At 58.5% G+C, this 13,717-nt stretch carries 11 protein-coding genes; 5 read left to right on the forward strand and 6 right to left on the reverse strand.

Annotated features, from left to right (window positions below; all coding sequences use genetic code 11):
• Positions 1-33: 33 nt before the first annotated feature.
• Both sufB and ACIQWS_RS08980 read right to left on the reverse strand, forming a co-directional pair.
• On the reverse strand, positions 34-1,563 hold the full coding sequence (gene sufB, locus ACIQWS_RS08975; RefSeq protein ID WP_223613223.1) for a Fe-S cluster assembly protein SufB: 1,530 nt from the start codon (positions 1,561-1,563) through the stop codon (positions 34-36).
• Positions 1,564-1,731: 168 nt separating this feature from the next.
• Complete coding sequence (locus ACIQWS_RS08980) at positions 1,732-2,907, reverse strand: cysteine desulfurase family protein (protein WP_403175058.1); 1,176 nt, start codon at positions 2,905-2,907, stop codon at positions 1,732-1,734.
• A 138-nt stretch (positions 2,908-3,045) separates the two neighbouring features.
• Between ACIQWS_RS08980 and ACIQWS_RS08985 the strand changes: the two genes are divergently transcribed.
• Positions 3,046-3,789, forward strand: a complete 744-nt coding sequence (locus tag ACIQWS_RS08985; RefSeq protein WP_342588452.1) for an alpha/beta hydrolase — start codon at positions 3,046-3,048, stop codon at positions 3,787-3,789.
• Between the two features lie 117 nt (positions 3,790-3,906).
• Here the strand turns inward: ACIQWS_RS08985 and ACIQWS_RS08990 are convergent, their stop codons facing one another.
• Positions 3,907-5,082, reverse strand: a complete 1,176-nt coding sequence (locus tag ACIQWS_RS08990) for an anhydro-N-acetylmuramic acid kinase (RefSeq protein ID WP_403177628.1) — start codon at positions 5,080-5,082, stop codon at positions 3,907-3,909.
• A 112-nt stretch (positions 5,083-5,194) separates the two neighbouring features.
• Here ACIQWS_RS08990 and tyrS point away from each other — a divergent pair, with 112 nt between their 5' ends.
• Positions 5,195-6,448: a tyrosine--tRNA ligase gene (gene tyrS, locus ACIQWS_RS08995; RefSeq protein ID WP_403175066.1), complete on the forward strand. Its 1,254-nt coding sequence runs from the start codon at positions 5,195-5,197 to the stop codon at positions 6,446-6,448.
• A gap of 163 nt (positions 6,449-6,611) precedes the next feature.
• Here tyrS and ACIQWS_RS09000 read toward each other — a convergent pair whose 3' ends face one another.
• Entirely contained in the window at positions 6,612-9,950 is a 3,339-nt protein-coding gene (locus tag ACIQWS_RS09000; RefSeq protein WP_403177634.1) for a DUF3971 domain-containing protein, read from the reverse strand.
• A 208-nt stretch (positions 9,951-10,158) separates the two neighbouring features.
• On the opposite strand from ACIQWS_RS09000, the gene bcp reads away from it, so the two are divergent.
• The 3 genes from bcp (at position 10,159) to ACIQWS_RS09015 (ending at position 12,432) form a co-directional block, all read left to right on the forward strand.
• The gene (gene bcp / locus ACIQWS_RS09005) at positions 10,159-10,626 is read left to right on the forward strand and encodes a thioredoxin-dependent thiol peroxidase (protein WP_346308022.1); all 468 of its coding nucleotides are present in this window, start codon (positions 10,159-10,161) and stop codon (positions 10,624-10,626) included.
• 106 nt (positions 10,627-10,732) lie between these two features.
• Positions 10,733-12,025, forward strand: a complete 1,293-nt coding sequence (locus ACIQWS_RS09010) for a M23 family metallopeptidase (protein ID WP_346308021.1) — start codon at positions 10,733-10,735, stop codon at positions 12,023-12,025.
• Positions 12,026-12,108: 83 nt separating this feature from the next.
• On the forward strand, positions 12,109-12,432 hold the full coding sequence (locus ACIQWS_RS09015; RefSeq protein WP_403177636.1) for a pyrophosphatase: 324 nt from the start codon (positions 12,109-12,111) through the stop codon (positions 12,430-12,432).
• On the opposite strand, the gene ACIQWS_RS09020 is transcribed toward ACIQWS_RS09015, so the two are convergent.
• Positions 12,399-12,965: a GNAT family N-acetyltransferase gene (locus ACIQWS_RS09020; protein ID WP_403175077.1), complete on the reverse strand. Its 567-nt coding sequence runs from the start codon at positions 12,963-12,965 to the stop codon at positions 12,399-12,401. The two genes, ACIQWS_RS09015 and ACIQWS_RS09020, sit on opposite strands and share 34 nt — an antisense overlap.
• Before the next feature lie 163 nt (positions 12,966-13,128).
• Positions 13,129-13,572, reverse strand: coding sequence for a hypothetical protein (locus ACIQWS_RS09025; protein WP_223613214.1), 444 nt, complete (start codon positions 13,570-13,572; stop codon positions 13,129-13,131).
• Positions 13,573-13,717: the final 145 nt, after the last annotated feature.

The raw sequence follows: 13,717 nt of genomic DNA on the forward strand, positions 1-13,717 counted from the left end.
GCGAGTGACGGGCCGATGATGGCCGTCCCATGGCTATCCGACTGAGCCTTCGAGGCTGATGCCGATCAGTTTCTGCGCTTCGACCGCAAATTCCATCGGCAGTTCCTGAATGACTTCCTTGACGAAGCCGTTGACGATCAGCGCAATCGCCTCCTCTTCCGGAATGCCGCGCTGCATCACGTAGAACAGCGCATCTTCGGAAATCTTGGAGGTGGTGGCTTCGTGCTCGAACTGCGCCGTGGCGTTCTTCGCCTCGATGTAAGGCACCGTATGCGCACCACAATCATTGCCGATCAACAGCGAGTCGCACTGGGTGAAGTTGCGCGCATTCTCCGCCTTGCGGTGCGCCGAAACCTGGCCGCGATAGGTGTTGTTCGACTTGCCCGCCGAAATACCCTTGGAGATGATGCGGCTCGACGTGTTCTTGCCGAGGTGCAGCATCTTGGTGCCGCTGTCGATCTGCTGATGACCATTCGAAACGGCGATGGAATAGAATTCGCCGCGTGAATTGTCACCGCGCAGGATCACCGACGGGTACTTCCACGTGATCGCCGAACCGGTCTCGACCTGGGTCCAGGAGATCTTGGAATTGACACCGCGGCAATCGCCACGCTTGGTGACGAAATTGTAGATGCCGCCCTTGCCTTCCGCATCGCCGGGGAACCAGTTCTGCACGGTCGAGTACTTGATCTCGGCATCGTCGAGGGCAATCAGTTCCACGACAGCCGCGTGCAGCTGGTTTTCATCGCGCTGCGGCGCGGTGCAGCCTTCGAGGTACGACACATAGGCGCCCTCTTCGGCAATGATCAGCGTGCGTTCGAACTGGCCCGTATCCCGCTCGTTGATGCGGAAATAGGTCGACAGTTCCATCGGGCAGCGGACGCCCTTCGGCACGTAGACGAAGGAGCCGTCCGTGAAGACAGCCGAATTCAGCGTCGCATAGAAATTGTCGGAAACCGGCACCACGGATGCGAGGTACTTCTTGACCAGTTCCGGATGTTCGCGGATCGCTTCGGAGATCGAGCAGAAAATGACGCCGGCCTTGGCCAGTTCCGCTTTGAAGGTCGTAACCACGGACACGCTGTCGAACACCGCATCCACCGCCACGCGGCCGGACTTGTAGACATTGTCGCTGGCTTCTTCGTCTTCGTCCGAAGGGCTCGGTTCGCCCATCTTGCGCACGCCCGCAAGGATTTCCTGCTCTTTCAGCGGAATTCCCAGCTTCTCATAGGTGCGCAGCAACTCGGGATCGACCTCGGCAAGCGATGTCGGTCCGGTCTGATTCTTCGGCCCGGCATAATAGACCATGTCCTGGAAATCGATTTTCGGGTAGTTCACCCGCGCCCATGTGGGCTCTTCCATCGTCAGCCAGCGTTCATAGGCTTTCAGACGCCATTCCAGCATCCATTCCGGCTCGTTCTTCTTGGCCGAAATAAAGCGGATAATGTCTTCGCTGAGGCCCTTTGGCGCCTTATCCATTTCGATAAGGGTCTCAAAGCCATACTTGTACTGGTCCACGTCCAGGGTGCGGACCTGATCAATAGTTTCCTGCACGGCAGGCATTGGCGTTCTCCATCCTCGCGGGATTCAAGGTCCCGCAGTTGCAAACGTCAAGGCGTGTGTCGTCTTGAATATTTGCCTCAATGTAGTGTGCAATCGCACGATTTAACACCGGTATTCACCGGATTCTTTTGCATTTATCGACTATTTATTGTCGATATCTGCGATATTTTACGCCGCATCGGCAGAAACCGGCTTCGTCCGGTCCCGCCGCGCGACAATTTTTGTCAGCGCCTCAAGGAAAAGCGCAATTTCGTCCTGCGTGGTTTCCGGCGTTGTGGAGACCCGCAGGCCCCCGGTTCCATCGCCAAATCCCATGGCCGCAAGCACATGGCTTGGCCCGACTTTTCCCGAAGAACAGGCAGAGCCTGCCGATAGCGCAATTCCGGCCAGATCGAAAGCGATTTGCACGGTTTCCGCCTTCATATCTGTCAGGCTGAAGAAGGTCGTATTGGCGAGCCGCCCGGCTGCATCGCCATAAATCACCGCATCGGGTGCAATCGCCAGGATGCCGTCCTCGATCCGCTGCCGGTTGGCAAGCCCCCAGCCGCCGGCCACAAGCTGCTCGCGGGCAACCCGCGCCGCCGCGCCGAAACCCGCAATGACCGGCAAGGCTTCCGTCCCGGCGCGGTGGCCCTTTTCCTGTCCGCCGCCGCGCACCAGCGCCTTCGGCATGACCAGATCGGACACCGCAATGATGGCGCCTACGCCCTTCGGACCGCCGATCTTGTGCGACGAGAGAATGAGGTAATCAGCGCAAGATGTTGCAATATCAAGAGGAATTCGCCCAGCCGCCTGCACCGCATCGACGACAAAAAAGCCGCCGAACGCTTTGACAAGCCTACCGATTTCATCGATGGGCTGCAAGACGCCGGTCTCATTGTTGGCGGCCTGCACGGCGACCAGCGGCAGACCTTCGCCCTTGTCATGGGCCGCCAGCAGCGCACGCAACCGCTCAAGGTCGAGCAGTCCGTTGCGATCCACCGGGACCGTATCGATCTGGTCGGCGGCAAACTGCCCGCCCGCCAGCACGCAAGGGTGCTCGCTGGCGCTGACATAAAGCCGCGACAGGCGTACAGGCGCCCGTCCCATCATATAATGTGGCGTCAGCAGGGTTGACGCAGCCTCGGTGGCACCCGATGTAAAGAACACATGATCAGGTTTGGCATTCACAAGAGCAGCCACGTCGCGGCGGGCGCGTTCGAGAATGGCTTTTGCAGCACGGCCTTCCTGATGAACAGACGATGGATTGCCCGTTTGCGCCAAAGCATCGACGACAGCATCGCGCGCTGCCGCAAGAAGCGGCGCACTGGCGTTGTAGTCGAGATAGGCGCGTTTTTGGGCCATACCTGTCGTGATTCCTGTTCTTTTGAACTCAGCGCCAGCAAAAAGCGCAATTTTCTTGAAATTCAACCTCGGACCGGCCTATGAAGCCGCTTCGAGACAAAATCCTACACCAGTTTTGAACGGTTCTAAACTGGTTTTATGGGTGCTGTTGATCGCCGTCAAGTCCGGCTGATCGACAGACGCCCTGTGGCGAAGAGTGGAGTACACATGCCTGAAGTAATTTTCAATGGACCTGCGGGGCGTCTTGAGGGCCGTTATCAGCCTTCGATGGAAAAAAATGCACCGATAGCGATTGTCCTGCACCCGCATCCGCAGTTTGGCGGCACCATGAACAACAAGATCGTCTACGATCTGTTCTACATGTTCCAGCAGCGCGGCTTCACGACATTGCGGTTCAACTTCCGTGGCATTGGCCGCAGCCAGGGCGAATTCGACCATGGCTCGGGTGAATTGTCCGACGCGGCCGGCGCGCTTGACTGGGTGCAGTCGCTGCATCCGGATTCCAAGACCTGCTGGGTCGCCGGCTATTCCTTCGGCGCCTGGATCGGCATGCAGCTCCTGATGCGCCGTCCGGAAATCGAAGGGTTCATCTCGGTCGCGCCACAGCCGAATACCTATGATTTCTCGTTTCTCGCACCCTGCCCCTCGTCCGGCCTGATCATTCACGGCGATCAGGACAAGGTTGCACCGGCCAAGGATGTACAGGGACTGGTCGACAAGCTGAAGACCCAGAAGGGCATCACCATCACGCAGAAGACGATGGTCGGCGCCAATCACTTCTTCACCGGCATGACCGATGAAGTCATCGGCGAATGCTCCGAATATCTCGACCGCCGCCTGAACGGCGAACTGGTCGAAGCCAAGCCGAAGCGCCTGCGCTAAAAAACGCGCTGCACTGGAATTGTGCGTGGTTCGACAAGCTCACCATGAGGAGAGGCATGTTCTGCAATGATAGTCTCAGAGGTTGCAGAAATCGCTTTCTGCAACTCTCCATATCCCTCATGGTGAGCTTGTCGAACCACGCACAATGTTCCTGCCAGCCGCCTGCGGGTTAGGCTTCACCACCGCGCCGCCCGAAACAGCCGCATCGCAACCCGTTGTGGTTGGAAATGTCAGCGGCAGGCCATCGAGGGCCCGCACGGCGAGATAGGCCCAGGCCTCCGCCTCCATTGAATCGCCGTTCAAGCCCAATTCCTCGGCAGCAATCACAGCAGCACCCGATTTGGCCGCGCCCTCCGCAAGATCGGCCATGACGGTCGCATTCTTGCGCCCGCCGCCGCAGATCACCCAGAGTGCCGGTTGTTCCGGCGCATAGGCGCCGGCTTGGAGAATGGCATCGGCGGTCACCCTGGCGAGCGTCCGGGCGCCATCGGCCAGTTCCGGATTGCCAAGTTCCTCAAGCGTGAAATCATTGCGGTCGAGCGATTTCGGCGGCTTCAGCGCGAAAAACGGTTTGGCCATGTAGCGCGCCACGGCGCCGGCCAGCACCTGACCCTCGCTGGCAATCATACCGCCCGCATCATAGGCGATTCCCGCCTTGTCGGCGACCCACTGGTCGATCAGCGTGTTGCCGGGCCCGGTATCGAAGGCGACGGGATCCCCTGTTGCAGAAACGATCGTGACATTGGAAATACCGCCAATATTGACGAAGACGACCGGCTTACCCCTGCCAAGCTCGACCGGAACCCTTGCCGCGAGTGCCCGATGATAGACCGGCACCAACGGTGCCCCTTGCCCGCCATGAACCATGTCATTGGCGCGCATGTCATGGACAACGGGAATGCCCGTCATATCAGCCAGCAATTGCCCGCCACCCAGCTGGACGGTCAGCTGTTCCTGCGGGCGATGCAGAACGGTCTGACCATGAAAACCAATGATATCAATGGTATCGGCGCTTAACTTATAATCCGAGAGGAAGCCGAGCACCGCCTCGCCGTGCCGCCGCGTCAGTTCCTGTTCGATGGCGGCGAGACCGCCGGGGCGCTGATCGCGCTTGCGGATGGATTTGGCATCCTCGAGCCCTGCCTCGATCTGCCGCCGGAATGCCGGGTCATAGGCGACGAAGCCCGAAGGTCCCCGCTGCACCGCGTTTCTGCCGTCGGTTTCGATGAGCGCGATGTCGATTCCATCCATGGATGTTCCGCTCATCAGGCCAATTGCCCGCCTTGTCGCTATCACGTCACACCCTTTCTTGTGATTCGGCCCCGAATGATGTTAAACGGCCACGTCTTGTTCGGCACGTTCTTCATGCCGGACGCTTCCCTACGTAAAGTTTCAGGAAAAACTCATGTCTGCCTTCAAATCCGACTTTCTGCACACGCTTTCCACGCGCGGCTTCATCCATCAGGTCTCCGACGAGGCCGGTCTGGATGCGCTTTTCGCCAAGGAGACAGTGACAGCCTATGTCGGCTATGATGCGACAGCGACGAGCCTGCACATCGGCAACCTCATATCAGCGACCATGCTGTACTGGCTGCAGGAAACCGGCCACCGGCCGATTGCGCTGATGGGCGGCGGCACCTCGATGGTGGGCGACCCCTCTTTCCGCGACGAACAGCGCAAGCTGCTGACACCCGAAGCCATCAACACGAACATCGAAGGCATCAAGCGGATTTTCGCCCGCATCCTGCGCTTTGGTGACGGTCCGACCGATGCTTTCCTCGTCAACAATGCCGATTGGCTGATGGGACTGGGCTACGTCGAGTTCCTGCGCGAGGTCGGCCGCCACTTCTCCGTCAACCGCATGCTGTCATTTGACAGCGTCAAGCTGCGGCTGGACCGGGAGCAGTCCCTCTCCTTCCTCGAATTCAACTACATGATCATGCAGGGTTACGATTTCGTCGAGCTCAACCGCCGCCATGGCTGCGTTCTGCAGATGGGTGGTTCGGACCAGTGGGGCAACATCATCAACGGCGTCGATCTCGGTCACCGCATGGGAACGCCGCAGCTCTATGCCCTGACGACGCCGCTTTTGACCACCAGTTCCGGCGCCAAGATGGGCAAATCCGCCACCGGCGCGGTCTGGCTGAACGAAGATGTCTTCAGCCCCTATGATTTCTGGCAGTACTGGCGCAACACGGAAGATGCCGATGTCGGCCGCTTCCTGAAAATCTTCACGCGCCTGCCGCTCGATGAAATTGCCCGGCTGGAAGCACTTGGCGGTTCGGAAATCAACGAGGCGAAGAAAATCCTCGCGACCGAAGCCACCGCCATCGTTCATGGCCGTGAAGCCGCCACCATGGCCGCAGAAACCGCGCGCACGACCTTCGAGGAAGGCGGGCTGGCTACCAACCTGCCATCCATCGACATCGCCACAGGCGAGCTCGAGGGCGGCATCGGCATTCTGACGCTGCTGGTCAAGGCCGGCCTGGCCGCTTCGAATGGCGAGGCCCGCCGTCACATTCAGGGCGGCGCGGTCCGGGTGAACGACGCCAGCGTTTCCGATGAAAAGGCGCAGGTTTCGACCGCTGACGTGACAGGCGACGGCATCGTCAAGCTGTCGCTGGGCAAGAAGAAGCACATTCTCGTTCGCCCGATGTAAGCCTTTCGGCTTCAGCGTTGTGCGTGGTTCGACAAGCTCACCATGAGGGAGGTGGTTTGGTGCAAGATCACCACAAACGTTGCAGAACTTAGCTCCCTGCAGCCGACTCCATCCCTCATGGTGAGCTTGTCGAACCACGCACAATGGTATTGCTTAGCACTTCTCACTGAAACTCGAAGATCGAGCGGAAAATGCCCGGTGCGATCACCGAAATCGGATTGACGATGATCTGCGGTTGCTTGATCGGCCCCTGCAACTTGTAGGTGATGCCGATCAGGCCGCGATCCCGTCCATTGCCAAGCAGAAGGCCGAGGACGGGCAATTCGCCAAAGATGCGGTTGATGCCATAGGCAGGCATGAAGGTGCCCGTCAGCGCCATGTTGCCCTGGGGATCGCTGAGCACGCCCTGGAAGGTGGTGCCGATGGTCGAACCGCGGACCACGCCATTGGCAAGATTGATGTAGTTCTTGCCTTTCTCGATTTGCGAAAAACCGCGCTCGAAGGTCACCACCGACACATCGATGTCCTTTTTCACCGCATCGTTGAGGCTCGTGCCATTCGGCGAGGATGACACGAGACTGGCCAGCCTGGGCTCGTTGACAAGGGTGAAGTCGCGCGCATCGATCTGCCCGCGCAAGGGACCGTCCCCCTTCGAATCCAGTGCGACTAGAATGCTGCCGCCCTGCATCTTGTCATAAAAGCCGGTGAAACGCAGGACCGCACCCGCATCCTTCGACTGCAGGCTGACGGAACGGGCACCGCTTTCCGAACTGTCCGTGGCAATCACCTTCTGGCCGGATTTGGTCACGGCGTTGAAGGCAAGGCCCGAGACATGCGAACCGACGCCTTCATAGGACAGCGAGACATTGCCGAAACTTTCGGAATAGAAACCCTGGACATCATCGATATCGGCATTGACCAGAATACGCTTCTTGTCATTGCTGTCGCCCGCCTGCTTCTTGTCGGTCACCTGGTTCAGCAGCGAACGCGCATCGAAGGATTTCCCCTTCACGTCGGCCCGGTAGCCATAGCCGGTGCGCGATATTTTGACGGCGATGTCATCCGTCCGGTTGAGACTGACCTGGCTGAAATCCGCAGATACCAGATCGCCCTTGACCACGGAGATATCCCCGCGCAGCCGGAACGTGTCTCCGGCGATATCGAGATTGCGCACGCTGATATTGTCCGCATCCTGCTGCAGGCTGAACTTGGCGGTGGCTTTCACCCCTGCGCCCTTGGTCCAGCCGAGTTGCGCCAGTTTGACCTCGGCCTTGGACAAATCCGCGACAGCGACCTGCGAACCATCCGCCGACTTGTCGATGTTGATGCTGATCGGGCCGGATATGAACGGATCGAGACTTGGGAACAGCGTGTTGCGCGTCTTGTCGTCCAGCTGCAGGGAAACCGATTGTTTGCGCTTGGCCGGATTGCTGCCGAGCGGTTCGAACATGGTGATATCGGCCGGCACGCCATTCAGCTGCGCTTTGACATCGATATTCGCCTCGGTGTCGTTGACGTTCAGCGTCCCGTTGGCATTGGTTATGGTCTGGCCATCGACCTTTTTGGCAAGGTTCACGCCGTTCAGAGCGATCTCCGCCGACCATTGCAGGCTTCCCTCCGGCGCATGGCGAGTGACGGGGAACGTCACGAGGACATGGGTTTTCACATCGCCGCTGATATCAGCGGGTGCAAAGGGCACGCCTTTCACCGCATTGATCGGCTTGAAACCGGCGATTTCGGCGATGGCCGAAGCGTCGCCGGCAATATTCAGATCAAGCTCCGACAGCACCGGACGCTGCGGGCCCCACGGGATGATCAGCGTGCCGTCCACAATATGCGCTTCCCGGTTGCCGGGCGTAAACGCCGAGCCCTTCAGCAGCTTGATCGTGGTATAGGCGCCGCGCACGCTGATTGCACCATCGGCATCGCGAATGGGCGGCAGATCGCCGACAATATCGAAACGCGTGTTCTGCACGTTGAAATCGACCTGCACTTCGTCCGCCGTCAGCGGTGGTGGCTTGCCCGGACCGTCGAAACGGCCGGCGGCAAACATCACGTCCACCCGGCTGTCCTTGACATCGCCGCCGAACAGATTGTCGAGCACCCAGCGGCGCGCGCCGGTCGCCACCCAGATCGGCCAGAGCTGTTTGACCTGTGCGGTGGGCATTTTCGGTATGCGCAGCGCCAATGTCATGGCTGGCGACCCCTTGCCGAACACCACACTGCCCTGCCCGTAAAGTTCGCTTTCGCCATCGGCGCGCACGGCAATCTCGGAAATGTCCAGCTTGGCCTCATCAGGCGCAAACCGGCCGGCAATGCGGGCATTGAAGGCGAGCGGCGGCTCGCTCGAATCCGCCGGAGCGGAAACGGCTTCCTGCGTGATCAGTTCAAAACGATAGCCGGGATTGGCAACGGCAGCGACAGCCGTCGCGTCCTCCGGCAGCGGTTCGGGTCCGACCGCCCCCTCGACAACCCCTTTGAAACCGCCGAAATGGATGGCTGACGGCGTAATCTCGACCTTTTCAGTACCGAAAACATGCTCGAAATTGATCTGGGCACCGGCACCCATATCCTCCACATTGCCGATGCTCACCGGTCCTTCGCTGACATTGAGCGACCCCGAGATCCGCATGGGTATGGTGTCCGCCCCCGCAACGCCGTCCAGCCGGATTTCAGCTTCATTGTTATAGGCGAGATAGGACGTATCCGGCTTGATGCCATCGGCATCGGGAACAGGTGCTTCGCCCTGTTTGCCGATCAGCGGAATCCTGCTGATCGCCAACGAGAATGAATCGATCCTGGCGCCAAGGGCCGCGCGCTTGACCTGTGCCGCAACGTCGATGACCTTTCCGCGCCATTCCACCGTGCCCTTGATGGCAACGGGGCCGCCGGTTTCCGTCAGTTCCAGATGGATGATGCGCAGGTTTTCCGGCCGGCCCGCAACGGTGAAATCAAAGCGTGTATCGGCAACCGTGATGTCACGGGTTTCCCGCTGATCCAGCAGCGAAACGGCATTTTGCAATCCGGTGAAAATGAGTTGGGACACACCGTCGAGGTTGACCAGGCCGCGATCATCCTGCGGCACGATCGACATGAAGTCGAACGGCTCCTGGCTGGCACCAACCGTGATCTGCGCGCCGGTGAGTTCGAGGCTCTGCACTTTGACGTCGCCTTGCAGCAGCGGCAGGGTGGCGAGGCCAATACGCACGGAACGGATGTTCTTGATCTCCACCCCGCGCTTGACATCCGAAATATTGACGTTGCGCGCCTCAAGCGCGACGTGCTTGCGCTGGTCAAGGGAAATTTGCGCCGACTGGATCGTCGCATCGGTATCGGGGCCGACAACGGATTTGAGCGCGGTCTGGGCACGCTGCGTCAGGGCCTCGCCGCCGATACCCACCCGCAGGACGACAAAAGCTATTCCGGCCAGAACCACAAGGAGAATCAGGAATGACGCGAGAGCCCCGCAGGCGAAACGAAACCGCGAGCGGCGCGCGGGCATGGCCACGGGCACCTCGCCTTGCTCGACCGCAGAGGGGTAATGATGAAATTTTAGAAAGTCCCGCTTTGTAAAACGGACTCTTTTCGGTTTCTCTGTCAAATTCCCAAGCCAATTGAGGAATCATGTGGGAAACCGTAGACGATTCCCGTGCCTCTCTTATAGTTGCCTAACTGAGGCGCGCATTCAATGATGAAAGAAAGGCTTTCCTATGACAACGCTCGATATCGGCAGTTCTGCCCCGGATTTCACCCTTCCCCGCGATGGCGGCGGAACGCTCTCCCTGGCTGAATTGCGCGGGAAACCTGTCGTTCTCTATTTCTATCCCAAGGACGATACGAGCGGCTGCACCCAGGAAGCCATCGAGTTTTCCGGGCTGAAGCCGGAATTCGACAAGCTTGGAGCCAAGGTCATCGGCATGTCGCCCGATCCGACCAAGAAGCACGACAAGTTCAAGACGAAGTACGATCTCAAGGTGGATCTGGTCGCCGATGAAGAAAAAACGATTCTGGAAGCCTATGGCGTGTGGGCCGAAAAAAGCATGTATGGCCGCAAATATATGGGCGTTGAACGCACCACCTTCCTGATCGATTCGAACGGCAGGATCGCAAAAATATGGAACAAGGTGAAGGTTCCCAATCACGCGGCCGAAGTTCTCGAAGCAACCAGGGCTCTCTAGACCGAACTCAACCGCTTTCTACCTGAAATTGATGGAAAATCGGCGCTCCGTCAGGATTTGTTAACCATAACGGGGTGTAATGCCTTCTATAAATTGAAGCTGCAAAATGACGAGCGAAGCGGCCATGAAGAAGGCAAAACACTCACCCATCTTCAGCAACCAGCAGGAACCCCACACGATCATCATCGCGCGGGGCGAAACGATCCGTCATTTCACCCTGCGCCCCTGGGCCGCCATCCTTGGCGGCACACTGGCCTTTGCACTGGCGGGCACCTACCTGATCGCCACCTCCTATCTGGTTTTCCGCGATGACCTGATCAATGGCAGCGTCGCGCGTCAGGCGCGGCTGCAGCAGGCCTACGAAGACCGTATCGCCAGCCTGCGCACCCAGCTCGATCAGGTCACCAGCCGCCAGCTGCTCGACCAGCAGGCGATGGAAGGCAAGGTCGCCGAACTCATCCAGCGGCAGAAATCCCTGAGCGAGCGCCATGCCAAGCTTGCCCCCATGCTGCAGCGGGCTGAACATGCCGGCGCCGCCATTCCGCCCGAGGCGGACAGCAATGCGCCGATGGACAGCAACGGCCAGGATATCGTCAAATCGAACGATGATGACGCTTTCTATGGCATCGATCCGATCATCACCGGTCCGACCAGCGCGACACGCAAACCGGCACCGCGCGATGACAAGCCACGCAAGAGTGTCGACAAGGCCGAACTGCTGCTGAAATCGGTCAATACATCGCTGACGGATATCGAGACCAAACAGATCGCCCAGATGCAGGCGCTGTCCAATACAGCCTACGAGAATGCCGACAAGATCATGGAAGCGCTTGCCGCAACCGGAGTGAAACCCGTTCTGGATGAAAAGTCGGATACGGGCGGCCCGTTCATTCCCGCCGGCAGCATTGCCCCGTTTGACGCCAAGCTGAACGACCTTGATCAGGCGCTCGAACGGCTGGAAGGCGCCAAGGCTCTTGCCAAATCCATCCCGATCTCCAATCCCGTTCCCGGCATGCCGGTTTCCAGCACGTTCGGCGTGCGCAAGGACCCGATCATCGGCTCGATGGCGTTTCACTCCGGCATCGACTTTCGCGCCATGAGCGGCTCGTCGGTGCGCGCCACGGCCAACGGCACGGTCACCGAAGCGGGCTACAATGGCGGCTACGGCAATATGGTGGAGGTCGACCACGGCAACGGCCTCTCCACGCGCTACGGCCATATGAGCCAGATCCTCGTCACCCCCGGCCAAAAGATCAAGATCGGCGACGTCGTCGGCAAGGTCGGCAGCACCGGGCGCTCGACCGGCCCGCATCTCCACTACGAGGTGCGCCGGAACGGCAGCGCCGTCAATCCTGCAGGTTTCCTGACCATCGGCCGCGAGGTCGCCGCCGAACTTTAAAATCGCCTGCTTTGAGTTTTCAAAATTGACATGGAAAAGCATCGAACATATCGTGAACATATACGTCTACGATGAGGAAAATGATGCTTCGATCACTGGCAGCGCAATTTGAAAGAGCGTCCGCAAGATATGCGGAGTTAAATGGCATCAAGAGAGACCGCGACTGGTTCGTTCTCAAGATGCATGAGGAAATCGGCGAACTGACCCAGGTCTGGAACAAGCTCCACGGACGTGCGCGACACAAGGGCCGATCAGAAGCAGAACTCCGGCAGGACCTTGCCGATGAAGCCGCTGATCTGTTCGGCCATATCATCCTCTTTACCGATCAGAACGGGCTCGACCTGCACGCCGCAATCAAACGGAAATGGCAGTTTTATCCTTGGGACAAAGCAGACGGCAGGAATTGAGCCAAGCCGCCCGGATATTTGTCGTCGAGCTTCTTCCACAGCGTTTCGCGCTTGCTCATGTCCAGAAAGGTGGCATGGCGCGAAAGGATCGCGGCTAGTTCATCCCCAATCCGGTCGTCTGGCATGGGCATAAAACCAGCCTTGCGAAACCACGGGCCATTCCAGCGGGGCGATTTAAACGTTGTGAGCGCGATTCCGGAAAGGTTCAGTTCCATTGCTCGACTGTGAACCGCCGCCAAGAGCCCTGCTCCCACGCCTCTGCCAGATGCAGCAGGCTCGACCATGATGTTGGCAATGTACATCATTCCATCGAGCGGCTGCATCAACACATACCCGCAAGCTTTGCCAGTGGCTTCGGCAACCACGGTCTCCCCGCTTAGAAAGCGTTCCACCGCTATCGGCGGCGCCTGCACGACGGCTGCAAAACCATCGAGTTGTGCATAGCGCGAGCGGGCGACCCGTTCGATGGCCCGCAGCGTTTCAACCTCATCGTATCGGAAGGCGCGCAGTTGTACGTTGTCAAAAGTGATCACGAAGGCTGTCCCGGCTTGTTCACCCGGTTCCTACCAAAGGTCCGTGACAGTTTCATCGTTGCTATTCGGTAGCTATGAGCAACCTGACTGCCGCCACGTCTTGGATTCACGCTCAGAAAGTACAAAACCCGCAGATAGCGGGCTTTGTACTGCAAAGTTTGCCCTACAACTTACCTTGCTTCTTCAGAACATCATTGGCGTCAAACGCACCACGTGCACCTGCTTCTTTCGCTCGAAACATAACGACGGTAACCCCAACATTTGCCGTTGGCGCATAGACTGGTGTTGCAAATCCCTGTCTCGTGTAGGTGCCATAGGCGGTGTTGCCGTACAGATTTGCGTTGGCGGTGCCCGAACCCCAAGTCTGTATTCCGGCTAGTCTTTCACCTTGCGACGTTGAAGCTTGTTCCAAGCGGAAATGGGTATACCCCCGTCTTAAGGTCGCTTCAGCGGCCTTCTTCATGGTTATGGCGGGAGCACTGCCGACAAACAGCAGTCCGCTTGCCTGCGTGTCAAGCCGCACCATATTCTGTGCCAATGGCATTTCACTCGTTGTCGCACATGCGGTGACAAACAACGACATAAGACCGACAGCAATCCGTTTCATATTTCCCCCAAGTATTACAGTCCACCCCGGACGCGGCGAAGCTATATAGGAAGATACTCAACAGCAATATCCAAATTATTGTAATTAAAACCCAAATCGAAATTATACAAATATTTTCAAAACCTGAAGAAAGATTTCGAAACAA

Origin of the sequence: Phyllobacterium sp. NPDC097923 (assembly GCF_044760925.1) — a bacterium.
In the GTDB taxonomy this organism is placed as follows: domain Bacteria; phylum Pseudomonadota; class Alphaproteobacteria; order Rhizobiales; family Rhizobiaceae; genus Phyllobacterium; species Phyllobacterium calauticae.

What these genes read in the sequence shown, in the direction of transcription:
- sufB (WP_223613223.1), bottom strand. Translation starts at nt 1,563, where the DNA reads ATGCCTGCCGTGCAGGAAACTATTGATCAGGTCCGCACCCTGGACGTG.
- ACIQWS_RS08980 (WP_403175058.1), bottom strand. Translation starts at nt 2,907, where the DNA reads ATGGCCCAAAAACGCGCCTATCTCGACTACAACGCCAGTGCGCCGCTT.
- ACIQWS_RS08985 (WP_342588452.1), top strand. Translation starts at nt 3,046, where the DNA reads ATGGGTGCTGTTGATCGCCGTCAAGTCCGGCTGATCGACAGACGCCCT.
- tyrS (WP_403175066.1), top strand. Translation starts at nt 5,195, where the DNA reads ATGTCTGCCTTCAAATCCGACTTTCTGCACACGCTTTCCACGCGCGGC.
- ACIQWS_RS09000 (WP_403177634.1), bottom strand. Translation starts at nt 9,950, where the DNA reads ATGCCCGCGCGCCGCTCGCGGTTTCGTTTCGCCTGCGGGGCTCTCGCG.
- bcp (WP_346308022.1), top strand. Translation starts at nt 10,159, where the DNA reads ATGACAACGCTCGATATCGGCAGTTCTGCCCCGGATTTCACCCTTCCC.
- ACIQWS_RS09010 (WP_346308021.1), top strand. Translation starts at nt 10,733, where the DNA reads ATGACGAGCGAAGCGGCCATGAAGAAGGCAAAACACTCACCCATCTTC.
- ACIQWS_RS09015 (WP_403177636.1), top strand. Translation starts at nt 12,109, where the DNA reads ATGCTTCGATCACTGGCAGCGCAATTTGAAAGAGCGTCCGCAAGATAT.
- ACIQWS_RS09025 (WP_223613214.1), bottom strand. Translation starts at nt 13,572, where the DNA reads ATGAAACGGATTGCTGTCGGTCTTATGTCGTTGTTTGTCACCGCATGT.